Below are 23,751 nucleotides of genomic sequence, written 5' to 3'. Positions count from 1 at the left end.
CACAAGGCGAGAGGAGGGCGGGCCGGGTGCCCGCCCTCCTTCCGGTTCGTTCTGCATGAACAGGTCGGGTCAGCCTTGGCGGATCCAGAAGGACTCGATGCGGTCGTTCATGTACGAGCCCACCCATCCCTGCAGGAGGCACTGGCAGGGTTTGTTCATCGACCACGTCTGGCGGTCGCCCTCCCACAGGGTGAAGTTGTATCCGGTGACGACGTTGCACCGGCTGTAGGAGTTGAAGCCGGAGATGTTGTTAGCCCAATGGTCGAGGATGTTGATGTGATAGCCATCGGCGTCGCAGTTGCCGTAGTCGCCGTGGATGCGGGTCAGGTTGGAGGGTGAGTTGTTGGCGTTCCAGAACCACTCCATGAGGAGCACCGTGTCGCTCGCGCCGGCCTTGCGGGAGGCGGTGGCATAGTCGTCGGCGCATTCGTGTGACCGGACGGGGGACGCCTTTCCTGGCGGCGCCTTGCCGATGACCATCACGCAGTACTGGCCGGATGGGGCCGGTGTTTCGGCGGTTGCTGCCGCGGGGGCCGCGGATGCGGCCAGGAGGAGGACGGCGGCGGCGAGCGCCGACAGGAGCAGGTGGATTCTCTTCATGGTGGTTTCCGTTCCGAGGGCCGTGGAGCCACGACGTGCCGCAGCGAATCCGTTCCCTCATCAGGTGGTCGAACAGCCTTCTGGCTGTTCGTCTCGTCCCTGTCACGCTCTCCTGGTGACGACGGCCCGGCCAGGACGATGACCGGGCATTCTCCGGACATCCCGTACATCACCATGCCGCGCACTTCGGCGGCGGCCCGGGGTTTCGGTAGGGCCGGCCCTACCTGGGAACGCCCGCCACCAGGATCGATGCGGCTTCAGCGGGATCACTGGCGTGGTCGCGTGGTCACGTCACGTTCTCGCTGGTGGACCGGCGTCTCCCCGCTCACCGCCGCCATCGCCGTCACCACCCCGCCCGCGAGCACGTCGAGAAGGCACTCGACACGGCTCTGTGCATGCCGGCCTGAGCCTGGCTGCGAGCCGTATGTCTGGCGCGCCTGCGGGGCTGCCGGCCATCTTGGTCGGTCGCCGACGTCAGGCCGGTCGCAAGGGGGCGAGGCAAAATTGAGGACGAAATGAGGATTATGTCCTGTTATATTCGATGGTCAGAAGACTGAAATGGCAGGCACCAATGATGCTGTAGCGGTATAAGGCCAGCTCAATAGCCTGCGGCTGAATGTCGGCGAGCCTCTGTTTCCGCTCTGTGCGGCTGGCGGATGCGCCAGGTTGAGGTCGGTCGTGTTCCGTGTGCGCGGCCAGGTCCGCCGATCGACGATTGGAGCAAAGTGCGGAGAGGACTGTCCACGCTGGCCGCCTTCGTGGTGACGGCGGCTGCTGTCACCGTCACGATAAGCGCGGCGGGCAACGAGGCGGCCCCGGGAGGGAAAGCCGCGGGAAGTGTCGGACAACGTGGCATCGCCTGGGCGCCGTGCAAGGAAGCCCCCACCGTCGAGTGCGGCACGCTGACCGTCCCGATCGACTGGTCCAAGCCGAAAGGACCCACCGTCGACCTGACCCTCGCCCGGCGCAAGGCCACCGACCCCTCCGCGCGGATCGGAAGCCTGCTGACCAACCCGGGCGGACCAGGCAACTCCGGCGTTAACGACATCCTTCGCCCTTCCGGGTTCAGCGAGGATGTGCAGCGGCGGTTCGACATCGTCAGCTACGACCCCCGGGGCGTCGCCCGCAGCGGTTCGGTGACCTGCTCGGCTTCTCTGTACAACAAGATCCCGTACGAGGTCATGACCAGCCAGGCCGACTACGACAGGTGGATCGCCTTCAACAAGAAGCTGCGCGCGGACTGCCGCAAGCTCACCGGCCCGCTGTACGACCACATCGACTCGGTCAACGTGGCCCGTGACATGGACGCCATTCGCGCCGCGCTCGGCGACGACAAGCTGACCTCGTACGGCGTCTCCTACGGCACGCTGGCCCAGCAGATGTACGCCGAGCTGTTCCCGAACCGGATCCGGGCCATGGTGCTGGACAGCAACATGGACCACAGCCTGAACGCCAAGGCGTTCCAGGTGAGCGAGGCGGCCGCCATCCAGGACGGCTTCGACGAGTTCGTCGCCTGGTGCGAGCGGGACACCGACTGCGTCCTGCACGGGCGCGACGTCCGGGCGCTGTGGAAGGGACTGCTCAAGAAGGCGGATCGCGGCAAGCTGTACTGGCCGGGGGTCTCCGACCGTCCGGTGAGCGCCCACAACCTGCTCTGGCTGGGCGTGGTGATGAACGAGGGACCGGACTGGCCGCTGGAGGCCAAGGCGCTGCGCGCCCTCGAGGGCGGGCCGGTGCCAGATGACATGCCGGACCCTCCCGGCAACGGGCCCGTGAGCGGTGAGCACGCCGAATTCCCCACCGCGATCCTCTGCGAGGACTTCAACCTCAAGCTCCGCGACTACACCGAGTACGCCGATGTGATGCGCGGCGCCAACGCGGCGGCCCCGGACATGCGGTACAACCCGATGCCGATGGGCGACATGCCGAGGTGCCAGGGCCACCCGGTCAACAACCCGCAGCACCGGCTTCGGTACACCGGAAGCGCTCCGCTGCTGGTGGGCGCCTCCAGGCATGACCCCTCCACGCCGTACAAGTGGTCGGCCAACGTGGCCCGCCAGCTCGGCTCCAAGGCCACGCTGCTCAGCTACGAGGGCTGGGGCCACGGCATCTACGGCATGACCGAGTGCACCACGGCGGCGATGGACAAGTACCTGATCTCGCTGAAGGTGCCCGCAAAGGGCACCCGCTGCCCGGCGGACCCGGACCCCGCAGCCAAGGCCGAGCAGCAGTAGACCGGCGGGCGGCCGACGGCCGGGCTGCCGTCGGCCGCCATGCGACCATTGCCCGGCCGGCTCGTTGTCGTCTCCCGCATGACCTTCCCGCGGGCTGAAGGGCCGGTCTGCCGGAGGCGCTTCCGCCGAAGGTGCGGGGCATGTTTCGAAGTTTTTTCATGCATTCTGCCCTGCGGCGCAGCGACAGTACGATGGCCTGATGCCGCAATCCGAAACTGCGTTCACATTACTTCGCCGATAGTTGACCCGATATCCAGCCATCGGCGCCGTAACCCACGCAAGAAAGGGCGGAATGTGAACGTCAGGCGCATGGAAGTGCAGCCTGAAGGGCTGTCCGGCGACGCCGCGCGGCTGCGCGCCCTGGCCGGGGAGCTCGACGAGATCAGGTCGATGCTGGCGGGGGAGATCGCCGCCAACGAGGGCTGGGAGCGGAACGACGAGGCCGGCCGGCAGCTCGCCGAATCGCTCGAGCCCAACAGCGACGTCGCGATGCACCTTTTCGGCCAGGTGGTCACGCAGCTGTCGGGCACCGCGGACGAGGTCGAGGCCACGGGTCGCCTCGCGGCGGATACCGACGGCGGCATGAAGGCCTGATCCATGGAGTTCCCCGCCTGGGCCGAATGGGCAGCCGGATGGCTCGGCGGCTGCAAGTGGCCGGATGTCGACCTGGAGGCCATGCGCCGCCTCGGCGACGCGTGGCTGCGCGCCGCGGACGACATAGAAGCGCTCCTTCCCGCCCTGGACGAGGCCCTCGGCCAGTCGATGTCGCACAACAAGGGCGACTCGTCCGCTGCGTTCTCGGGCCGCGCGTCCGAGCTGCGCGAGTCGGCCGCCCGGCTCGAACAGCTCTGCCGGGCGATGGGCACGCAGTTCAAGGACGCCGCCACCGAGATCGAGTACGCCCAGATGATGATCCTCGCCACCCTGGCCGTGGTGGTCGTGTCGATCGTGCGGCTCGTGACCGCGCTCTGGGCAGGCGGGATCACCGCGGCTGCGGTCGCGGCCCGGCTGGCCCAGCAGCGCATGCGGATCACGCTCATCTACCGGCAACTGCTGCAGGCCATGGTGCGGTACGCCGCCGTCGACTTCGCGACGGGGGCCGGTCTGTCCATGGCGGTCCAGGGCATACAGGCGTTCCAGGGCAACCGCGGCCGGATCGATCTCGGCAAGGCCGCCATGGAGGGTTTCCAGGAGGCCATGGAGTCGGTGGTGCAGAGCCTCACCCAGGGCGCCCTGAACCGCAGGGGCACGCCGGGTGCGGCCGGCATCGCCGACGCCGGCCGGATGTTGCTGCTGCGATCCGCCGGCCACAGCGCGTTCAGCGGCGCCACCGGTGGCGCCGCGGCGGCCGCTGTCATGGGCTTCATCACGGGGCAGCCCGTCTCGCTCGAGGACATGGCTCGTGCGGGCGTCTCCCAATCCGTCATCGGCACGGCCACGGACATCCGCGAGCTGATCACCCCGTTCGACGCCGGCCCGGCGCCCGCCGCGCCGTCGACCGGCTCTTCGGGGCCCGCCGGTTCCGCTTCCGGGTCCCTTCCCAGCCCGGCAGGGACCGCCGCCGAACCCCCTTCCGGGCCTCCCAGGGGCACGGGCCTGTCCGCCGCGCCGGTTTCCGGGGTCACCGGCCATGCCGCTCCCTCTGCGGATCCGTCGTCGGGTGCGCCGGCGCGGACGGCCGAACCAGCTCCCGCGGGTTCCCCGCCCGCGGCTCAGCAGGGCCCGGCCCACGGGAGCCCGACGGCCTCCGCAACCGCGTCCTCCGCCCCCGCGGCTTCGCCCTCTGCGCCGGCTCAGCCGGTGACAGCGGCCCACGACGTTCCTGGTGCAGGAGCCGCACCCGGCGCGGTGGCGAGGGAAACGGGGCAGCAGACGTACGAGGGCGAGGTGCGGCGGGAGGCGGAACGGCCGGCCGAGCGCCTGCCTGGCACCGGCCTCCGCGTCGATCTCGACGGCATGCACCCGGAGGCGGCGCGTGCGAGTGCGGCGGCCGTGCGAAGGCTGGCCGAGCGCTATCCGGTCGAAGGGTTCCGCCATTTCCGGGCCGTGAACTTCGCTGAGGATTTCGCCCACATCCCTGGCGCGGACACGCAGCCGGCCGTGGCCGTCACCAGCGGGGAACGCCGGGGTGTCTATATCAACCGGCGGCAGTTCGCCGACCCCGCCGGCGTGGTGGCGCGTGCGGCGCGGGACGAGGAAACCGGCCGTACGGTGCCCGGCGGGGGCACGGTCGAAGGCATCGTCCACCACGAGTACGGTCACCAGCTCGCCGAGGGCCTGCTGGGCGACCCCGCCCTCCGCGCGGAACTCGACCGGGCCGTGTCGCGGGTGCTGCGCATGCGGTACGACGCGGGGGACTTCCACGACGACCCGGCGATCAGGACCGAGGTCGAGTGGCACCTGTCGAGCATCGGGGCGGCCGACCCGCACGAGATGATCGCGGAGGCGTTCACCGAGTTCCACAACGCCGAACGGCCGCGCCCGCTGGCCACGGCGATCGGCCGGCTGATCGACCGGCGCCTGTCCCGTGACGCGGCGAGCCGGCCAGGCGGTCCCGCGGAGTCCGGTACGCGGGAGCGGGAGGAGGTGCATGCCCGGGACGCCTTCTCCCCGCGGCCGAACGACGCCGACGGCTTCTGGGTGGACGTGGCGCTGGAGGCTTTCCACATCGGGGAGGACCGTGCCGCCGCGGCGCGGAACCACCAGTGGGTTCGCTGGGAGGAGGGCAAGGCTTCGGAGCGGGAGCTGGTCATCGCCGCCGGGCTCGACGACCTGGCCGCCTGGCGGGAGTTCCAGGAGAACGGGCGAGCGGTACCGCCGGATCATCCGCGATGGCGCGACATCAGGAAGGGCCACGACTACGTCTACGGGACGCTGAGGAACCATTTCGGCAGGACGCACGAGGAGCTCTACCCGGAGGGTGAGGGCGCCCGGACGGCGGGGGAGGGCGATCGCGCGGGTTCCGGCGCGCGCCCGTCGGTGGCGGAGCCTTCCTCGCCCGGCGCCGGCGTGGTCTCGCTGTCCACCGACGCCGCCGGCCACGTGAGGAGGGCGGAGGAGAAGGCCGAGGCGGCGGCGCGCCGCGGCGAGTTCGTATCGCCGCTGAACGATCCGGCGCTGCCCAACGACCACCGGCTCGTGCAGCGGCAGATCCAGCGGACGCTCCGTCACCTGAGGGACACCTTGACGGACGCCGTCGACGCCGCCTGGGCAGCGGGGATGGAGCACGTCAAGAAGGCCCGGCCCGATCTGCACAGGAGCGACGTGCACTTCGCGGGACCCGCCAAGGACGCTGCCATGACGTACGCCCGCGAGGAGCTCGCCGAGTGGTTCGCCGGCCACGGGCCGGGCCTGCTCGATGGCGTGTGGGGCTATCGCGTCCGGGGCGGGGTCCATTACGACCGGCGCGGCCGCGAGGTGGAGGTGGCGGCTGACGGGCGGCTGCCGCTGCACAAGAGAATCGGAGCCGTCCGCGCCGACGTCGTCATCGAGCGCACGGTGTGGGACACGCGCCTCGGCGAGCGCTGGATACCGGCCCACATCATGGACATGGCGGTGCGGACGGAGGATGACATCAAGCAGCGCGGGCGGGTGAAGGACCGGCTCGGCCTCAGCCTTTTCCCCAAGGGCATCTCGCCGACCGGTTACGCCCCGCCGAACGAGTACGCGGCCGGGCGGGTCGCCCCTCCGAGGACCGACGACCAGTGGAAGGCCCTGTCGGAATACGTCATCACCAACCTGGGACACCATGTCGACAACGTGGTGATACGGGAGACGCGGGAGCCGCTCTACCGGGTGGACAACCGCGGCCCGGACCAGTTGAAGGAGACCGGTTTCCTGGCGAAGGACATCCACGACGCCGACCTCGACCAGCACCTCGGCGCGGGCAACAGGGCCTTCGTGTCGACCAGCCGCAATCCCGTGATGCCCTGGCGCGGGAAATACCAGTACGAGCTCGACCTGGAGGGCGGCGTCGACGCGGACAGGACCGTCGGCAGCGAGCTGTACGGCGGGCACCAGCAGGAGGTCGCCATCCCCGGAGGTTTCCCCTTCAAGCACGTGCGGAGATTCCGGGTGATGCTGAACGAGGAAGCGGTCGGCAACCATCTGGCCGAGCCGGAATATGGTCCGTGGCACGACAACCCCGACTACGAACCGCCATAGGGAAGACAGGAGGGGGAGGACATGCGGCTACGGCCGGCCATCTGCGACGCGTGTTCCCGGATCAGGAAGCGGGCCAACCCGGCGGGGACGACGTCGGCCGACCGGGTCCTGCCGTTCTGCGAGGCGTTTCCCGGCGGTGTGCCGGACCAGATCTATTTCGGCGGTTTCGACCACCGGCAGGGCTATCCGGGGGACCGCGGCGTGCTCTTCGAGCTGCGCGAAGGCGGCGAGCCGGCGTTGGCCGCCTACGAGCAGGACGCCGGCGGGTAGGCCCGTGCCTTGCCTCGCGCGCCGCGCTATCGCCGCGCTAACCGGCGGCGAGTGCCCCTCCCGATAATCGCCACAACCGTCAGCAGGCAGGCGCTACGAGGAGGCAGGACGTGAGAGTGATCATCGACAGGGCTCTGGAGCTGGTACTTCCGGAGGAGAAGGCGGCGGCCGTGTGCGCGTACCAGTACAAGTGCTTCACGAACGGCTGGCACAGGAGGTTGTGCTGCTCGTCCTCCGCCGACAACTGCTCGCCCTGGCAGCGGCTCGGCCCCAGCTGCCCGGTCTAGCGAGCCGGTCTAGCGAGAGGGCCTGCCGCGGGCCGTGCCGCCGGAGGCCGTCGCCGCGCCGCCGATCCGGGGGCCGGCGAGCGCGGTGCGGTCCGAGGGCGGGCGGTCGCTTCAGGTCGTGAGTGAGTCGACGAAGCGGGACATCCCGGTGAGCCACCGATCGGGGTCCTCGGCCTTGCGGCGGACGTACTCGGCCACCTCCGGATGAGGAAATATGTGGAACCGTTCCGCCGCCAGGCCCTCGATCACCGCTCCTGCCACGTCCTCCGCGTCAAGAACGGGCGCGGAGGCGCTGACGGCCCGGGCGGTCAGGTGGTCGTCCGCCAGGCCCTGCTCCAGCATCGCCGTACGCACTCCTTGCGGGCACAACACGCTGACCCCGATGCCCTGGGTGGCGTAGTGGATGGCCAGCCATTCGGCGAACGCGATCGCCGCCGCCTTCGTCACCGCGTACGGCGCGTCGCCGGGGCAGCTGATCAGCCCGGCCGCCGAGCAGGTGTTGAGCAGGTAGCCCCCGCCGCGGGCGATCATGGAGGGCACGGCGGCGCGGGCGGCGTAGACGTGGGCCAGCACGTTGACCGTGTAGAGGCGGTTCCAGTCCTGGTCGGAGGCGTCCAGGCCGTGGCCGTCGATGACGCCGGCGTTGGAGCAGAACAGGTCGACGGGGCCGAACGGGGTGTCGACGAGCGCGGCGACCTCCTGCTCGGACGACACGTCCACGCGTACGGCGGCGGCCCGGTCGCCGATCTCCTTGGCCACCGCGCTCGCTCCGGCGGCGTCGAGGTCGGCGACCACCACGCCCGCCGCCCCCTCAGCGGCGAACCTGCGGGCCATCGCCCGGCCGATCCCGCCGGCCGCGCCCGTGACGACGACGACCTTGCCCTCTGCGCGCATCCGTGCTCCTCCTGAAAGCCTGAGACGATCGACCGGTAACAGAACAACATTCTACTGCGTCGGCGCTGCCCCCAGATGAGAGTTCTCTCATCTGCACCTCAGCGTGGTCTCCTCGAAGGGCGTCAGGCTCGACCCCATGAAGCAGCGGGGAACCGTGATCCTCCTCGTCCTGGCGGCGGCCGTGGCGGGATTCATGTCGGTGGGGCTGGTGCAGGCGGCCGAGGAGCCCGATCTGGGCGGGCCCGTCGTGGTGACGCCCTCACCGGACGGGCACAGCACGTACGATCCCCGGACGTCCGATCCCAGCCCGAGCGGCCAGCAGACCTCCGAGCCCGCCGTCTCCGGCTCGCCGTCCACGAGCCCCGGTCCCCGCCACAGCGTCGGCCCCACACCGCGCAGGACGAAGGCGGAGCCGGTCAGGCCACCCTCGCCGAGACCGGGCGGTGGCGACGACGACGATGATGGTGACGACGACGATGACGACGACGACTGACGGGGAGGTCGCATGCGGGTGAGCGCCCGTGCCCGGATCGTGGGCTGGATGCTCGCCGTCGTCGGTCTCGCCCTGTCAGTGTCGATCTTCGCGACCTGGTCCGTCCTGCTCGCCCGGCTCGACAGCCGGATCAATCTCGAGATCAGCAACGAGGTGGACAAGCTGCGCGCCTACGTCCACCCGAAGACCGGCCACTCGTTCACCGCGCTCGAAGACCTGCTCGACGGATACCTGTCGGTCAACACGCCCGACCGGTGGGAGACCTTCTTCAGCATCGTCGACGGCGAGGCGCACAAGGTCACCGCCATCCCGCCGCCCGTACGCATCGACACCGACGCCGAACTGGTCGCCGACATGGCCGAGGCCACCGAGGCCGAGCGCGGCACGGTCGAGAGCGAGCAGGGCCCGGTCAAGTACGCCGTGATCCCGGTGCGCGTGCAGGGCGACCCCCGCCGGGGCCACTTCGTCGTGGCGATCTTCTACGAGCGGCACCGGGACGAGATCGTCGAGGCGGTGAGCACGCTCGGGCTGTCCGCGCTGGCCGCGATGGCGCTGTCGGGCGGCGCCGGCTGGCTCGTGGCCGGGCGCGTGCTCGCCCCGGTCCGGCTGGTCAGGCAGACCGCGGAGCAGATCAGCGACTCCACCGACCTCACGCGCCGGCTCGACGTGCCCGGCAACGACGACGTGGCCGCGCTGGCCGCGACCTTCAACCACATGCTCGACCGGCTGGAGCGCGCGTTCGTCGGGCAGCGGCGCTTCCTGGACGACGCCGGCCACGAGCTGCGCACCCCGATCACCGTCATCCGCGGCCACCTGGAGCTCATGGGCGACGACCCCGCCGACCGCGCCGAGACCATCGCCCTGGTCACCGACGAGCTCGACCGCATGCACCGCATCGTCGACGACCTGCTCACCCTCGCCAAGGCCGAGCAGCCGGGATTCCTCACGGTCGACGACGTCGAGCTGGCCGACCTGACGGTCAGCGTGGTCGCCAAGGCCCGCGCGCTCGGCGAACGCCGGTGGCGGGTCGACGAGGTGGCCGAGGCGCGGCTCCCGGCCGACCGGCAGCGGCTCACGCAGGCGCTCATGCAGCTGGCGGCCAACGCCGTGCGCCACACCACCGAAGGCGACCTGATCGCCGTCGGCTCCGCCGTCCGCGACCGGCAGGTGGAGCTGTGGGTACGCGACAGCGGCCCCGGCGTGCCGCCCGCCGATCGCGAACGCATCTTCGGGCGGTTCGTGCGCGGCACGGGCCGCACCGGCGCCCACGACGGGGCCGGCCTGGGGCTGGCCATCGTCCAATCCATCGCCGAGGCCCATGGGGGCGACGTGAAAGTGACCGAGGCTCCGGGCGGAGGAGCCCGTTTTGTCATGACCCTGCCGCTGCGGCAGGTGTGGAGGCAGTGGTGAACCGCATTCTGATCGCCGAGGACGAGTCCAGGATCGCCTCCTTCGTGGAGAAGGGGCTGCGGGCCAACGGCTTCGTGACCGCCGTGGTCGGCGACGGGGTCGCCGCGTACGACCTGGCCTGCGCGGGCGGGTTCGACCTGCTCATCCTCGACATCGGGCTGCCGCTGAGCGACGGGTTCACGGTGTTGCGGCGGCTGCGCGAGTCGCGGGTCACCATGCCCGTGATCATCCTGACCGCTCGCGACAGCGTGAGCGACACCGTGGCGGGACTGGAGGGCGGCGCCGACGACTACATCGCCAAACCCTTCGCCTTCGAGGAGCTCCTGGCCAGGGTGCGGCTGCGGCTGCGCGCGGAGCGCACGCCCGAGGTGACCGTGTTGCGGGTCTCGGACCTGTCGCTCGACCTGCGCACGCGGCGGGCGTACGTGGGGGAGCGCGCGGTCGACCTGTCGGCCAGGGAGTTCGCGCTGGCGGAGATCTTCTGTCGCCATCCCGACCAGGTGCTGACCCGCGAGCAGCTGCTCAGCCACGTGTGGGGCTTCGACTTCGACCCGGGCTCCAACGTCGTGGACGTGTACGTACGCTATCTGCGACGCAAGATCGGCGCCGAGCGCATCGAGACCGTCCGCGGCACCGGCTACCGGATGAGAGTGGCCTAATCATCACCTCACGGTTGCTTCACCCCGTACGTAGAGGCTGTTCATCAACGGCACTACAGAGGGAGAAAACGTGGCAACCGGGCTGGTGATGGACATCGCGGCGATCGTCGCGCTGGCGTACGGGCTCTACTATCGGCGGCACCACCGGCGCGACCTGCTGTTCGCCTACGTCGCGCTCAATGTGGGCATTTTCGCCGTGGTGTCGCTGCTGCTCGTCCAGCGGGTCGACATCGCGGTCGGGTTCGGGCTGTTCGGGGTGTTGTCGATCATCCGGCTGCGGTCCAGCGAGATCACCCAGCAGGAGATCGCCTATTACTTCATCGCGATCGTGCTGGGGCTGGTCAACGGCCTGGCCGGGGCGTGGCCGCTGACCGCGCTGCTGCTCAACGGCGTGCTGCTGGCGATCATGTACGTCGCCGACCATCCGCGGCTGCTCGGCCGCACCCGGCAGCAGGTCGTGACGCTGGACGTCGTCCACGCCGACCCCGACCTGCTCCGCGCCGACCTGGAGAGCCGGCTGCGCGCGCGGGTGCTGCACCACGTGGTCACCCAGGTCGACTACGTGCGTGACGTGACCGTGGTCGACGTGCGGTACGCGGTCACGGCGCCCAAGGCGACGGGGGCGCCGCGATGACGGACGCGGACGTGCTGCTCGCCGGGGTGGCCGCGGCCGCCAGGCCGGTCGGGCTGGCCGACGTGCCCGAGCTGATGAGCCGGGTGGACAACAAGTATCTCGTGACGGGCGCGACCATGGCCCGGCTGGCGGGGGAGCTGGGGGACCGGTTCTCCGTGCTGCGGATCGGCGGGCGACGGCAGTTCCGCTACACCTCCACCTACTTCGACACCCCCGACCTGCTCACCTTCCGCCAGCACCGCCAGGGGAGGCGGCGCAGGTTCAAGCTCCGTACCCGTACCTACCTGGACGGCGGCGGGCGGTGGCTGGAGCTCAAGCTCAGCGGAGCGCGCGGCAGCACCGACAAGCACCGCATCCCGTACGACGGCGTGCCCGCGCACGTCCTCACCCATGAGGCGCGCGACTTCGTGCACAACACGCTGGTCGGGGAGCTGCGCCTCGCCCCGCCCGCCGGGCTCGCACCGGTGTTGTCCACCGACTACCGGCGGGTGACGCTCATCGACCGGGCGGGCGCGGCCCGGCTCACCTGCGACACGGGCCTGCTCTGCCACGACGGGCGCCGGCACGTGCCCGCCCGGCGCGACCTGGTGCTGCTGGAGTCGAAGTCGGCTGACGGCAGGGCGCTGGTCGACAGGGTGTTACGCGGGATGGGGGTGCGGCCGGTGAGCGTGAGCAAATACTGCATCGGGATGGCGGCGCTGCGGGACCTGCCGGGCGGCAACCGCTGGCGTCCGGTGGTGCGGCGCTATCTCGCGCCCCAGGAGGATCTTTCCTGTCTCAGCCAGGTGGCATAGTGATCGCCATGGATGACGAGTTGATGCGAAAGGTGCTCACCGCCCATATCCGCACAGAGGTGGCAATCGGGCGCAGCACGTTCGAGCAGGTGATCCGTGGCGCCCTGGACGTGTGGGAGCAGGAAACGGACGACCACGACCTCTTCGTGCGCGCGGCCGAGGAGATCGCCGGGCGCGAGTTCGCCGGGCACCTCACGGCGCAGGACACCTGGCCGGAGGTCACCGCGTGCGACCGGCTCAGCATGGCCATGATCGACCTCGCGCTGGCCGGCATCCTGCCGCGCGAGAGCTACACCGACTGCCTCAACTGCGGGCGCACGGAGCTCGGCGGCGAGCTCGCCGAGCTCCCCGGCATGCGCGGCTACACCTTCTACCACCGCCAGGACGCCCAGGCCGCGGCCGGGGGCGGCGGCGTCATGCTCGCCTACGGGGCCACCGGCGACGGTGACGCCGCCGAGATCGGCGCGGAGATCGTGGCCGCCTGCCGGCGCCGCGGGCTGGAGCCCGAATGGGACGGCGACGTCCGGCAGCGCGTCCACGTGCCGCTCGACTGGCAGCGGCGGCGCTTCGGGCCACTGGCCGGCCACCCGGGGGCGGAGCGGGCACCCGCCCAGCCCACCGTGCCGGTCACCTTCTGCGACTACACCTCGATCTGGCGCGACGAGCCCCTGACCATGTCGGCGCAGGAATGCCGCGACCTGCTGCTCTGGCTGACCCCGCACGACGGCAACTTCGTCTGCTACCGCGGGCGGTCGGGGCCCACCCTGCAGCTCGCGTGGGAGCCGGGGATGCGGCTGTGGGCCGAGTCGCCCGATCCCCAGGCGCGGTGCTCCCACGGGCGGCACGTGACCGTTGACGAGGCGCTGGAGCTGATCACGGTCCACGTCAGGAACGGGCGGACCACCCTGGCGGATCTGCGGGAGGCGAAGACGGTGCCGTGGTGAACGTCCGCGACACGATGCGCCTGACCGTTTCCTCCAGCGAGCTGGCCTGGTCGATGACGATCTCGCCGGCGCCGGGGAGCAGGTCGCGTTCGACGTACCAGCCGCGCATCATGTCGGCCCCGAACTCCCTGCTCTGGGGGCGGGTGGCGTGGCGGCGCAGGGTCTCCTCGAAGGAGACGTCGAGATAGAAGAAATGGCTGCGGCCCGGATGGTCGCGGCGCAGCGCGGTGAGCATGTCGCCATAGCGGGCTGCGGTGAGGATGCCCTCCAGGACGACGTGGTGGCCGTGGCCGAGGGCGTAGCGGGTGACGGTGTCGATGAGGCCGATGTTGACGCCGCCGGGTTCGTCGAGCTCGCGCAGGATCTCGCGGCGCAGCACGTCCTGGCTGACGATGGCCAGGCCGCGCCGGCCGTAGGCGTCGCGGACGGCCCGCGCGACCGTCGTCTTGCCCGAGCCGGAGTTGCCGCGCAGCACGATCAGCCGCGTCTCGTCCGAGCACGTACGCACCGCACCAGGCTAGCCGCATCCGTTTATCCGGGGCCTGGCCGGTGATAGGCACCGTAACGACCTGCAGCGACGGCCGGCCACGAGGGAAGTCTCCATGCTCGAGCGCATCCACGAGATACCGGCCGTCTCGCTGGGCGCCGACGACTATCTCGACGACTTCTGGCCGAGCTACCGCTGTACGGACGACGTGGTGTGGAAACTCCAGCGGGTGCAGAGCTTCGACGCGGCCGTAACGCCGGGCCCGCTGGTGGAGGGCGACTGGGAGCGGTCGCTCAAGCTGGCCGGCGACGGGCGGGCCGGAGGGTTCGCCCGCAGGCGGCTGCGGATCGTCGAGCCGTGCGTCACCTCCTACCTGCGCTGGGAGATGCACGTGCTGGCGTCGCGGGGCGCCTCGCGCGAGGAGGTGCGGGTGCTCGCCGCCCAGCAGGTGGCCGACCTGGAGATCGACCGGCGGCTGCCCGAGCTGGTGGTGCTGGGGACCTCGGTGATGTACGAGGTGACGTACGACGCCCTGGGCCTGCACAGCGGCGCCCGGCGGATCGACGACCAGGAGGTGATCGCCGCCTGCCGGGGCGATCTGGACAAGCTGTTCGCCGCGGGGGAAGACCTCGACGGCTATTACGAGCGCGAGATCCTCCCGCTCACCGCACCGCGGGTGCCCTCCTGACCGGCGGCTCCGGGCGTCTCGTCGGCGAGCACCTCGTCGAAGAGCAGGCGCGCCCTTTCTCGCTCCCGTGCCCTTCCCTTGATGAGCCGGTAGGCGACCAGGTATGCGTCCAGGATCAGGGCCCGTGATCTCCTCATGGGGTCATAGGGGCAGGTCGCCGGTGGCGGAGGCGGTGGAGCCGGTGGCCTGGTAGGCGGCGATGGTGCGTTCGGCGATGCGCATCTGGTGGATCTCGTCGGCGCCGTCGGCGAAGCGGGCCCAGCGGGCGTGCTGGAACATGTGCGCCAGCGGCGTGTCCGTCGAGTAGCCGAGGGCCCCGTGCACCTGGATGGCCCGGTCGATGATGCGGTTGAGGCTGTTCGCGACGAAGTGCTTGGCCATCGAGACCTCCGTGCGGAAGTCCTCGCCCTTGTCGATCTTCGAGGCGGCGTGCAGCACCATGAGCTTGCACTGGTAGACCTCCATGGCCGAGTCGGCTATGAGCCACTGGACGCCCTGCTTCTCGGCCAGCAGGGAGCCGTGGCTGTAGCGGGTGAGCGCGCGGCCGACCATCATGTCGAGGGCCGTCTCCGCCTGCGAGATCCAGCGCATGCAGTGGGCGAGCCTGGCCGGGCCCAGGCGGTACTGGCCGAGGCGGTGGCCGTTGCCCCGGCCGCCGAGGATCTGGCTGCCGGGAAGCCGCAGGTCCTCGATGACGATCTCGCTGTGGCCGGTCGAGCCGTGCATCGTCTCGACCTCGCGCACGTCGTTCCAGCCGGGATCGGGCAGGTCGACGAGGAAGGCGGTGTTGGCGCCCCGCGAGCCCTCGGGCACGTCCTGCTCGGTCCTCGCGATGAGGATGGCGAAGTTGGCCCGGCGGGCGTTGGAGATGAACCACTTGTGGCCGTTGATCACCCACTCGTCGCCGTCGCGTACGGCGGTCGTCCGGATCAGGGTGGGGTCGGAGCCCGCGACCTCCGGCTCCGTCATGGCGAAGCACGACATCTTGGTGCCCTCCAGGAGGGGCCGGAGGTACTTCTCCTTCTGCTCGTCGCTCGCCCAGTGCAGCAGCGTGTGCATGTTGCCCTCGTCGGGGGCCTGGCAGTTGAGCACCCACGGGCCGATGCGGGTCTTGGCCGCCTCCGACTGCACCATGGCCAGCTCGACGTGGCCGAGGCCCATGCCGCCCCACTCCTTCGGCATGTGCGGCAGCCACAGCCCCTCGGCCTTGGCCAGGGAGCGCAGGTGGAAGATCGTGCGGAGGTAGGCGTCGCGGTCGCCCTCCTCCAGCTCCTCCATGGCGGGCGCGACGGTGCCCTGGATGAAGGCGCGGACCCGCTTGCGGATCTCCTCGTGCTCGGGGGCGAGGGTGAAGTCGATGGCCATGCTGCTCCTCGTGGTCAGTCAGGTGAGTCGGTCGGGTGGTGGCAGGCGAGCCAGTGATCGGCACCGACCCGCCGGATCCGGGGCTCCTCCTCGGCGCACCTGGCGGACGCGCGCGGGCATCGCGTACGGAACCGGCACCCGCTCGGCGGGTCGACGGGCGACGGCGGTTCGCCGCTGATCAGGGTGTCGGCCGGCGGGAGGTCCAGGCCGCCGCCCGGGATGGAGGCGATGAGGGCTCTCGTGTACGGATGGGCGGGCCGGGAGATCAGCGCGGCGCTCGGCGCGAGCTCGCACACCTTGCCCAGGTACATCACCATGATGCGGTCGCTGACGTTCTTCACCACGGCCAGGTCGTGGGCGATGAACACGAGCGTGAGCCGGTAGCGGTCCTTGAGATCCTCCAGCAGGCCGAGGATCTGCGCCTGCACCGAGACGTCCAGCGCCGACACGGGCTCGTCGCAGATCATCACCTCGGGATCGAGGATGAGCGCCCTGGCGATGGAGATGCGCTGGCACTGGCCGCCGGAGAACTCGTGCGGCCTGCGTACCGCCGCCGCTCTCGGATCGAGGCCGACCGCCTCCAGGACCTCGTCCACCCGGTCGCCGGGCAGGCCCCACACGCGGGGGCCCTCCCCGACGATCTCGCGGACGCGGCGGCGCGGGTTCAGGGACGAGATGGGGTCCTGGAAGATCATCTGGAGGCGGCGGCGGGTCCTGCGCAGCGCCTCGCCGCGCAGCGCGGTCAGCTCCTGCCCGTCGAGCCGGACGGACCCGGACCGCGGCGGCGGGAGCTGGACCAGCGCCCTGGCGGCGCTCGACTTGCCGCAGCCGGACTCGCCGACGATCCCGAGCGTCTCGCCCCGCGCCAGGTCGAAGCTCACGCCGGAGACCGCCCGCACCGTACGGCCGCGCCCGGCGGGGAACTCCACGACCAGATCCTCCACCCGCAGCAGCACCTCGTCACGGGGACGCAGGTGCGCGTTTCCGCTACCGGCCACCGCTGTCCGCCCCTTCCCTCAGAGCCTGCGCGTGCTCGCGCGGGTACCAGCAGGCGTAGGAGCCGGTCAGCGGCGGCGCCTCCTTCGCGCAGCGGTCCCGCGCGTACGGGCAGCGCGGCTGGAAGGCGCACCCGCGCGGCAGGTCCACCAGGTCGGGCGGCCGGCCGGGGATGACGCGCAGCCGGTGGTGCACCGGGTCCGTCAGCTTGGGCGCGGCCTGCAGCAGCGCCTCCGTGTACGGCATCCGGGGCCGGGCGAACACCTCCGCCGCCGGGCCCCGCTCCACGACCTTGCCCGCGTACATCACGATCACCTCGTCCGCCCACCGGGCCACCACCGACAGGTCGTGGCTGACCAGCACCACCGCCATGTCCCGCTCCTCGCGCAGCCGGTGCAGCAGCCGCAGCACCTGGTCCTGGATGGTGACGTCGAGCGCGGTCGTCGGCTCGTCGGCGAACAGCACGTCCGGCCCGCACGACAGCGCCATCGCGATCGTCACCCGCTGCCGCATCCCGCCGGACAGCTGGTGCGGGTAGCGGCGCAGCGTGCGCTCGGGGTCGGGGATGCCGACGGAGGCCAGCAGCCGCGCGGCGTCGGCGCGGGCCTGCCGGCGGTTCATGCCGAGATGCACCCGCAGCGGCTCGGTCACCTGGGTGCCGATCGTGCGTACGGGGTTCAGCGCCGTCATCGGGTCCTGGAACACGGTCCCGAGCCGCCGCCCCAGCACCGAGCGCATCCGGGCGGGACTGTGGCCGGTCAGGTCGTCGCCCGACAGGTAGACGTGGCCGCTCCTGACGGACGAGCCGGGCAGCAGGCCCAGGATCGAGCGGATCAACATCGACTTGCCGGAGCCCGACTCGCCGACGATGGCCAGCGTCCGGCCGCGGCGCAGGGTGAAGGAGACGCCGTCCACGGCCTTGACGACGCCGCGCGGGGTGACGAAGTGCGTACGCAGGTCCTCGGCCTGCAGCAGGCAGTCGGCTCGGACCTCGTGCTCCTCGGCAGGGGCGGGGGCGGCCTGGCGGACCGGCTCCAGGCCGCTCTCCCGCACGTCCGTCAGCGACCTGAGCCGGTCGCCCACCAGGTTGAACGAGAGCACGGTCAGGAACATCACCAGCGAGGGCGCCAGCACCACGTGCGGCGCGCTGTCCAGCAACGTGCGGCCCTCGTTGATCAGCCCGCCCCAGGTGGGGGTGGGCGCCTGGACGGACAGGCCGAGGAAGGCGAGGCTGCCCTCGGCGACGACGACCACGGCCATCCCGATGAACGCGTACGACGCCGCGGGCACGGCCACGTTCGGCACGATCTCCCGCCACAGGATGCGCCGGTCGCGGGTGCCGAGCACGCGGGCGGCCAGCACGAACTCGCGCTCGGCGTAGCTCAGCGTGGCGCCCCTGAGGAGCCTGACCCAGGACGGCACGCCGAGCACGCCGAGCACGATGAGCACGTTGCGCAGGTTCGCCCCGGCGAAGGCCACCACGGCCAGCGCGAACACCAGCGCGGGGAAGGCCTGCGCCACGTCGTTGACCGCCATGATGACCGCGTCGGTGGCGCGGCGGCGGTAGCCGGCCAGGATGCCGAGCGGCGCGCCGATGCCGAGGCCCAGCAGCACCGCCCCGACGCCCACGCCGAGCGAGACGCGGGCGCCGTGCACGACCCTGCTGAGCACGTCACGGCCGAGGCCGTCGGTGCCGAACGGGTGCGCGGCGCCGGGACCCGAGCGCGGCGGCCCGGCCAGCGTCTCGTCGTAGCGGGCCAGCGGCAGCACGTCGGCCAGGACGGCGGCCAGCAGCACCAGCCCGATCCAGCCGGCGGCGGCCCAGAACCCCCACCCCAACCGGCGCCCCAACCCGCGCCCCAACCGGCTACGCACGCCGGATCCTGGGATCGACGGCGGCGTACACCAGGTCCACCGCGAAGTTGACCGCCACGTAGCCGACCGAGATCAGCACGACGCCTCCCTGAACCGTCAGGTAGTCGCGGGAAAAGATGGAGTCGACGATGAGCCGCCCGACGCCGGGCAGGCCGAAGAGGGTCTCGATGATCACTGTGCCGCCGATGAGCGCGCCCAGGTTGAGCCCGACCGCGGTGATCAGGGAGATGGCCGACGGGCGCAGCGCGTGCCGCCACAGGATGCGGCGCGGCGACAGGCCGCGCGCGCGGGCCAGCGTGATGTAGTCCTCCTGGAGGGTGGCGATCAGGTCCGTGCGCAGCAGCCGCGCGTAGACGGCGAGCTGCCCGCACCCGAGCGTGATCGCCGGCAGGATCACCGACGTCAGGTTCCAGCCCAGGTCGAGCGAGATCGGGGTCCAGCCGGTCGCCGGCACGACCTGCCAGGTGACGGCGAAGACCAGGATGAGCAGCACGCCCAGCACGAAGACCGGGGTCGACAGCAGCGCGAAGCTGAGCGCGGTGAGCACCTGGTCGAGAGCCCGGCCGGCGCGGCGGGCGGCGGCCACGCCCACGGGGATCGCCAGGCCCAGCGCGATGACCTGCGCCGCGACCAGCAGCTCCAGGGTGACGGGCAGCCGCTCGGCCAGCTCGCTCGCGACGGGCATCCGGGTGATGTACGACTCGCCGAAGTCGCCGGTGACGAGCCCGCCGAGCCAGCCGAGATAGCGCACCAGCAGCGGCTGGTCCAGCCCGAGGTCCTGGCGGACCTGCGCGCGGGCCTCCTCGGTCGCCGACAGGCCGAGGATCTGCGTGACCGGGTCGCCGGGCAGCAGGTCGAGCAGCGCGTACGACAGGAAGGTCACGACGAGCAGGACGACGGCGAGCCGGACCAGCCGGTGGACGACGATCACTGCGCGTCGACCCAGAGCTGCGCGAACGGGTGGTAGGGGATGGGCGACCCGGTCAGCGGCAGGCCCGGCTCGCCGTCGGGCAGCCGGTGCTCGCCGATGCCGTGCACCTTCGTGCGCGCCACGATGGCCCCGGTGTTCAGGTGGTCGACGAACACGTACGGCACCAGCTCGCGCAGCCGCCGCTGCACGGTCGCGTACGCCTTCTTGCGCGCGGCCTCGTCCGGGTCGGTGCGTCCGACGTCGAAGGCGTCGCTGAGCTGCTTGTCCTTGAAGCGGGAGAAATTGAGCGACACCTTGCCGACGGGCTGGGAGTAGGCCTGGTGCATCCAGATGTACTCCCCGTCGGGGTCGGGGGAGGAGAACTGGGTCCACACGGTGGCCGCGAAGTTGCCGGTGACGGCGCGGTTGATCAGGTCGGCCTGGTCCGCCTGCTTGATGGTGACCTCGATGCCGGCCTTGCGCCACATGTCCTGGGCCAGCTCGATGCCCTGCATGGTGTTCGGGTCGGGCGTGGAGATCATCTCGAAGCGGATGGGGCCCTTCTCGGCCTCCACCTCCTTGACCAGCGCCGCCGCCTTGGCCGGGTCGTACGCGGGGTAGCCGCCGCCCTCGGCGTACCACTTGGAGTCCTTCGTCCACGGGCCGTCGGCCGGCTCGGTCATTCCGCCGCGCAGGGTCGAGATGACGGTCTCGCGGTCCGTGGCGTGGGCGAGCGCCTTGCGGACGCGCAGGTCGTCCAGCGGGGGCACGGTGGTGTTGAGCATGAACATGTACTCGGCCACGGCCATGCCCTCCGACCGCTGGACGGTGTAGGCGCCCTTCTGGGCGGCGTACTTGGTGAGGTTCTCGTCGCGTGAGGTGCCCATGGCGTCGATGCCGCCGGCGTCGAGCGTCTGGGCGCGGGTCTGGCTGTCGGGCAGGATGCGGAACTCGATCTCGTCGAGGTAGGGCAGGCCCTGCCGCCAGTAGCGCGGGTTGCGCGTGACGACCATGCGGTTGTCCGGCACGTACTCCTTGAACAGGAACGGGCCCGTGCCCACCGGTTTCAGGCTGGCCGCCTTGGGGTCCTCGAGCGAGGCGGGCGGCACGATCATGCCGACCTGGGCGTCCAGGTAGTAGGGGAAGGCCACCCATGGCTGCTTGAGCACGACCTTGACCGTCATCGGGCCGGCCGGCTCGATCGCCTTGACCGGCGCCAGCACGGCGGCGTTGAGCGGGGATGCCTTCTGCGCCTCCAGGTTGGCCCTGACGACGTCACCGGTCAGAGGGAGGCCGTCGGAGAACGAGATCCCCTCCCTGATCTTGATCGTCCACTCGTCGTGTGCCTCGTTGGGGGTGAGCGATTCGGCCAGGTTCGGTTTCCAGTCGCCGTTGGCGTCGACGGCCGTCAGGGTCTCGATGATCGTGCCGGCCATGCTGTAGCTCTGCCCGGCGAACTGGTCGGTGACGGGGTTGAACCCGTTGGTGTCGGCGCTCAACCCGTACACCAGGCGCCCGCCCTGGGCGGGGCCGGACGCGCCCGCCTGCGGGGTGGCGACGGGGCGTTGCCCGCTGCACGCCAGCATCACCGCCGCTGCCAGCATCAACGTGGCCGGCGTCCTCCAGCGTTTCATCCGCGCCTCCTCCCGGTAGGCCCCCGAGAGCAATTTCACCGATAGTACTATCGGTGAAAATCCGTACAAGAGCCACGGGAGAATCGTTACGGGAGGGGAGGGAGCATCGATGACGAGCACACCGCGCAGCAGGAGCGAGGCGAAAGACCTGACCCGGCGCAAGCTGGTCAGGGCCGCGCTGGCGATCCTCGACGAGGAGGGCGAGGCCGGGCTGACCACCGTCAAGGTCGCCAGGGCCGCCGGCATCGCGCAGTCGAGCTTCTACGTGCACTTCAAGGACATGCAGGACCTGCTGCTGGTGCTCGCCGAGGAGGGCGGCCGGCGGCTGCGGAACTCCATGCGCGAGGCCCGGCGCGCCGCCCGCGAAGCCCCCGGCGACCTCGAAGCCCACCGCGACACCTTCCGCATCCCCCTGGAGGCCATCTGCCGTCACCCCGAGCTGCTCCGCATCCAGCTGCGGGCCCGGCACGACCCGTCGTCCTCGCTGCGCGACTTCGCCACGGAGACCGCCGCCGCCTACCGCGAGCACCACGCCGCCGACCTGGCCGCCCTCGGCTACACCGCCGACGACGAGCACGACAGGCGGCGGCTGGAGATGATCGCCGACGGCATCAACGCGGCCACCAACGCCCTGGCCATCGGCCACCTGGAGGGCCGCTACCCCGACCTCGACGAGGCGGCCGACATCCTGGTGGCCCTGTCGCGGGGCGCGCTGCGCCTGCTCAGGTCCGGCGCGGGCCGCGACGAAGGTCCGCGCCCTCCGGAGCCCTGTTAGGGCTCAGAGCCCGGCGGGCGGTCATCGGTAGGCGAGTGCCTGGGTGAGATAGAGGTCGGCGTAGTCGCCACCCGCCGTGAGCAACTCGGCGTGGCTGCCCTGCTCCACCACCTGCCCATGGGACAACACCGCGATGTGGTCGGTCATGTGCACGGTCGAGAACCGGTGCGAGACCAGAACGGTCACCGCGCCCCGCTCGGTGAAATCGCGGGTCTGCTCGGCGTACAGCTCGAAGAGGTCGTGCTCCGCCTGCGGGTCGAGCGCCGCCGTGGGTTCGTCGAGGACGCGCAGCAGCGGAGTCTCACGCATGAGGCCACGGGCGAGTGCGACGCGCTGCCACTGGCCGTGGGAGAGTTCGGCGCCGCTAAGGTCCGTCCGAGCTGCGTCCGCAGGCCGTCGGGAAGGCTCTCCACGATCCCGCCGGCGCCCGCTCGCCGCAGCGCCAGCCCGATCCGGGCGGTGTCGTCGATCCTGGACAGGTCGCCGGCGCCGACCGATTCGGCCACTGGGGTCTGCAGCTTGAGGAAGTCCTGCAGCGTGCCGGTGCACCCGGCCGCCCATCCGGACGGATCGAAATCGCGCAGGTCGACGCCGTCCACCAGGATCGTGCCCGAGGTGGGCCGGTACACCCCGATGAGCAGCTTGATCAAGGTGGACTTGCCCGCGCCGTTGATGCCCACCAGGCCCAGCGTGCAGCCGGCGGGGATGGTGAGGTTCACGTGGTCGAGCACCATCGTGTCCGTTCCCGGATAGGTGAAGCAGACGTCGCGCAACTCGATGCCGGCGGTCAGCTGGGCCGGCACGGCCGTCCCCGCAGGATGTACGCCGTGTTCGGCGGCGTAGGTGAGGAGCCAGTGATGGTGCTCGGCCACCCGGCCGCCGTCGGCGACCAGGGCGATGGACTCGACCGCGCTCTGCTGCTGCTGCCGTAGCTGACCGGCCAGCGAGATGATCAGCACCGCGTCGCCGGGAGTGGCCTGGCCGCGGGCCAGGAGCAGCCCCACGACCAGCAGCGCGCCGGCCAGCATGGAGAAGTAGAGCGCCCAGGCGCCGATCTCGCCACCGAGCCCGCGCAGCCGAGCCCTGGCCTCCAGGTCGGCCGCCTCCTCCCACAACGCGCGCGCGTGCCGGTCCAGCTCCGCGCCGTTGCCGGAGATCCAGACCTCCTTGGCGGGGTCGGGGTTCAGGCAGAGGTCGTGCAGCCTGCTCTCGCGGCGCAGCGACTCGGCCGTGGCGTCGAGCGCCTGCCGCTGCATCCGCATGGCCCGGTTGGCCAGAGGCAGGATCGGCACGGCCGCCACCGCCAGGAGCGCGAGCGCGGGATGCACCTGGATGAGCAACCACAGGCTCAGCCCGATCCCGGCGAGGGTGGAGGCCGTGTGCGCCGCCGCCCACCCGGTCTTCGACAGCGCCAGCGTGCCGCGGCGCAACATGGCGATCCGGTTGAGGAAGTCCGCCCGCTCCAGGTGGGTGATGGTCGGGATCTTCGCCGCTGCCTCGGTGATCTCCTGCTCCAGCGCCAGCTGGATCCGGTCGCGCAGATCATTGCGCAGGTTGTGGGTGAAGCGCCAGCCGATGAGCTGCAGCGCGTGGGCGGTCATCCCCAGCGCGACCGCGGCCAGCAGCCCGCCGAGCAGG

General features: G+C 71.0%; 23 protein-coding genes and 2 pseudogenes. 13 read left to right on the top strand and 12 right to left on the bottom strand.

The genetic code is table 11. The annotated features are described in order from the left end of the window. Positions 1-69: 69 nt before the first annotated feature. Positions 70-600, bottom strand: coding sequence for a hypothetical protein (locus tag ACTWPV_RS26540; protein ID WP_443153851.1), 531 nt, complete (start codon positions 598-600; stop codon positions 70-72). Positions 601-1,325: 725 nt separating this feature from the next. Between ACTWPV_RS26540 and ACTWPV_RS26535 the strand changes: the two genes are divergently transcribed. The 5 genes from ACTWPV_RS26535 to ACTWPV_RS26515 all read left to right on the top strand — a co-directional run bounded on the left by ACTWPV_RS26535 (position 1,326) and on the right by ACTWPV_RS26515 (position 7,555). Then, positions 1,326-2,834, top strand: coding sequence for an alpha/beta fold hydrolase (locus ACTWPV_RS26535; protein ID WP_443153850.1), 1,509 nt, complete (start codon positions 1,326-1,328; stop codon positions 2,832-2,834). A gap of 309 nt (positions 2,835-3,143) precedes the next feature. Further along, complete coding sequence (locus ACTWPV_RS26530; protein WP_443153849.1) at positions 3,144-3,428, top strand: hypothetical protein; 285 nt, start codon at positions 3,144-3,146, stop codon at positions 3,426-3,428. A gap of 3 nt (positions 3,429-3,431) precedes the next feature. Further along, positions 3,432-6,998, top strand: a complete 3,567-nt coding sequence (locus tag ACTWPV_RS26525) for a WXG100-like domain-containing protein (protein WP_443153848.1) — start codon at positions 3,432-3,434, stop codon at positions 6,996-6,998. Between the two features lie 21 nt (positions 6,999-7,019). Further along, the gene (locus ACTWPV_RS26520; RefSeq protein ID WP_443153847.1) at positions 7,020-7,268 is read left to right on the top strand and encodes a hypothetical protein; all 249 of its coding nucleotides are present in this window, start codon (positions 7,020-7,022) and stop codon (positions 7,266-7,268) included. 110 nt (positions 7,269-7,378) lie between these two features. Then, on the top strand, positions 7,379-7,555 hold the full coding sequence (locus tag ACTWPV_RS26515) for a hypothetical protein (protein WP_347643653.1): 177 nt from the start codon (positions 7,379-7,381) through the stop codon (positions 7,553-7,555). A gap of 111 nt (positions 7,556-7,666) precedes the next feature. Here ACTWPV_RS26515 and ACTWPV_RS26510 read toward each other — a convergent pair whose 3' ends face one another. Next, the gene (locus ACTWPV_RS26510; RefSeq protein WP_443153846.1) at positions 7,667-8,449 is read right to left on the bottom strand and encodes an SDR family oxidoreductase; all 783 of its coding nucleotides are present in this window, start codon (positions 8,447-8,449) and stop codon (positions 7,667-7,669) included. A gap of 136 nt (positions 8,450-8,585) precedes the next feature. On the opposite strand from ACTWPV_RS26510, the gene ACTWPV_RS26505 reads away from it, so the two are divergent. The 6 genes from ACTWPV_RS26505 to ACTWPV_RS26480 all read left to right on the top strand — a co-directional run bounded on the left by ACTWPV_RS26505 (position 8,586) and on the right by ACTWPV_RS26480 (position 13,383). Continuing rightward, entirely contained in the window at positions 8,586-8,942 is a 357-nt protein-coding gene (locus ACTWPV_RS26505; protein ID WP_347643655.1) for a hypothetical protein, read from the top strand. 12 nt (positions 8,943-8,954) lie between these two features. Continuing rightward, on the top strand, positions 8,955-10,352 hold the full coding sequence (locus ACTWPV_RS26500) for a sensor histidine kinase (RefSeq protein WP_443153845.1): 1,398 nt from the start codon (positions 8,955-8,957) through the stop codon (positions 10,350-10,352). After that, positions 10,349-11,011 (top strand): response regulator transcription factor, encoded by a 663-nt coding sequence (locus ACTWPV_RS26495; RefSeq protein ID WP_443153844.1) that lies wholly within the window; start codon positions 10,349-10,351, stop codon positions 11,009-11,011. Before ACTWPV_RS26500 ends, ACTWPV_RS26495 begins: the two co-directional genes overlap by 4 nt. A 70-nt stretch (positions 11,012-11,081) precedes the next feature. Then, positions 11,082-11,645 carry a DUF4956 domain-containing protein gene (locus ACTWPV_RS26490; protein ID WP_443153843.1) on the top strand — a complete coding sequence of 188 codons (564 nt, stop codon included), beginning with the start codon at positions 11,082-11,084 and terminating at the stop codon, positions 11,643-11,645. Next, complete coding sequence (locus tag ACTWPV_RS26485) at positions 11,642-12,439, top strand: polyphosphate polymerase domain-containing protein (RefSeq protein WP_443153842.1); 798 nt, start codon at positions 11,642-11,644, stop codon at positions 12,437-12,439. Before ACTWPV_RS26490 ends, ACTWPV_RS26485 begins: the two co-directional genes overlap by 4 nt. Positions 12,440-12,447: 8 nt before the next feature. Next, positions 12,448-13,383: a DUF6891 domain-containing protein gene (locus ACTWPV_RS26480; protein WP_443153841.1), complete on the top strand. Its 936-nt coding sequence runs from the start codon at positions 12,448-12,450 to the stop codon at positions 13,381-13,383. Here the strand turns inward: ACTWPV_RS26480 and ACTWPV_RS26475 are convergent. Then, positions 13,325-13,891, bottom strand: coding sequence for a kinase (locus ACTWPV_RS26475; protein WP_443153840.1), 567 nt, complete (start codon positions 13,889-13,891; stop codon positions 13,325-13,327). The two genes, ACTWPV_RS26480 and ACTWPV_RS26475, sit on opposite strands and share 59 nt — an antisense overlap. A gap of 94 nt (positions 13,892-13,985) precedes the next feature. Here ACTWPV_RS26475 and ACTWPV_RS26470 point away from each other — a divergent pair, with 94 nt between their 5' ends. After that, positions 13,986-14,558 (top strand): DUF6879 family protein, encoded by a 573-nt coding sequence (locus ACTWPV_RS26470; protein WP_443153839.1) that lies wholly within the window; start codon positions 13,986-13,988, stop codon positions 14,556-14,558. On the opposite strand, the gene ACTWPV_RS26465 is transcribed toward ACTWPV_RS26470, so the two are convergent. The 6 genes from ACTWPV_RS26465 to ACTWPV_RS26440 are packed head-to-tail and all read right to left on the bottom strand — an operon-like array spanning position 14,510 to position 21,338. Next, positions 14,510-14,695, bottom strand: coding sequence for a hypothetical protein (locus ACTWPV_RS26465; protein ID WP_443153838.1), 186 nt, complete (start codon positions 14,693-14,695; stop codon positions 14,510-14,512). The genes ACTWPV_RS26470 and ACTWPV_RS26465 overlap by 49 nt on opposite strands. Positions 14,696-14,699: 4 nt before the next feature. After that, positions 14,700-15,923 carry an acyl-CoA dehydrogenase family protein gene (locus tag ACTWPV_RS26460; RefSeq protein WP_443153837.1) on the bottom strand — a complete coding sequence of 408 codons (1,224 nt, stop codon included), beginning with the start codon at positions 15,921-15,923 and terminating at the stop codon, positions 14,700-14,702. Positions 15,924-15,937: 14 nt separating this feature from the next. Continuing rightward, positions 15,938-16,921, bottom strand: a complete 984-nt coding sequence (locus tag ACTWPV_RS26455) for an ABC transporter ATP-binding protein (RefSeq protein WP_443153836.1) — start codon at positions 16,919-16,921, stop codon at positions 15,938-15,940. Next, on the bottom strand, positions 16,911-18,794 hold the full coding sequence (locus ACTWPV_RS26450; protein ID WP_443153835.1) for a dipeptide/oligopeptide/nickel ABC transporter permease/ATP-binding protein: 1,884 nt from the start codon (positions 18,792-18,794) through the stop codon (positions 16,911-16,913). Before ACTWPV_RS26450 ends, ACTWPV_RS26455 begins: the two co-directional genes overlap by 11 nt. Further along, positions 18,787-19,725, bottom strand: a complete 939-nt coding sequence (locus tag ACTWPV_RS26445) for an ABC transporter permease (protein WP_443153834.1) — start codon at positions 19,723-19,725, stop codon at positions 18,787-18,789. Before ACTWPV_RS26445 ends, ACTWPV_RS26450 begins: the two co-directional genes overlap by 8 nt. Beyond that, on the bottom strand, positions 19,722-21,338 hold the full coding sequence (locus ACTWPV_RS26440) for an ABC transporter substrate-binding protein (protein WP_443153833.1): 1,617 nt from the start codon (positions 21,336-21,338) through the stop codon (positions 19,722-19,724). Before ACTWPV_RS26440 ends, ACTWPV_RS26445 begins: the two co-directional genes overlap by 4 nt. Positions 21,339-21,447: 109 nt before the next feature. Here ACTWPV_RS26440 and ACTWPV_RS26435 point away from each other — a divergent pair, with 109 nt between their 5' ends. Then, positions 21,448-22,113, top strand: a complete 666-nt coding sequence (locus tag ACTWPV_RS26435; protein WP_347643669.1) for a TetR family transcriptional regulator — start codon at positions 21,448-21,450, stop codon at positions 22,111-22,113. Between the two features lie 21 nt (positions 22,114-22,134). Here the strand turns inward: ACTWPV_RS26435 and ACTWPV_RS26430 are convergent, their stop codons facing one another. The 3 genes and pseudogenes from ACTWPV_RS26430 to ACTWPV_RS26420 all read right to left on the bottom strand — a co-directional run. Beyond that, positions 22,135-22,299: a hypothetical protein gene (locus tag ACTWPV_RS26430; protein WP_443153957.1), complete on the bottom strand. Its 165-nt coding sequence runs from the start codon at positions 22,297-22,299 to the stop codon at positions 22,135-22,137. Between the two features lie 129 nt (positions 22,300-22,428). Then, positions 22,429-22,674 (bottom strand): annotated as a pseudogene (locus ACTWPV_RS26425) (hypothetical protein); the annotation flags it as partial. Between the two features lie 20 nt (positions 22,675-22,694). Further along, a pseudogene (locus ACTWPV_RS26420) lies at positions 22,695-22,847 on the bottom strand (ATP-binding cassette domain-containing protein); the annotation flags it as partial. Between the last annotated feature and the right edge of the window lie 904 nt (positions 22,848-23,751).

This window comes from Nonomuraea sp. KM88, assembly GCF_052245635.1.
Lineage (GTDB): Bacteria > Actinomycetota > Actinomycetes > Streptosporangiales > Streptosporangiaceae > Nonomuraea.
This window is presented reverse-complemented; position numbering and strand designations above follow the sequence as displayed.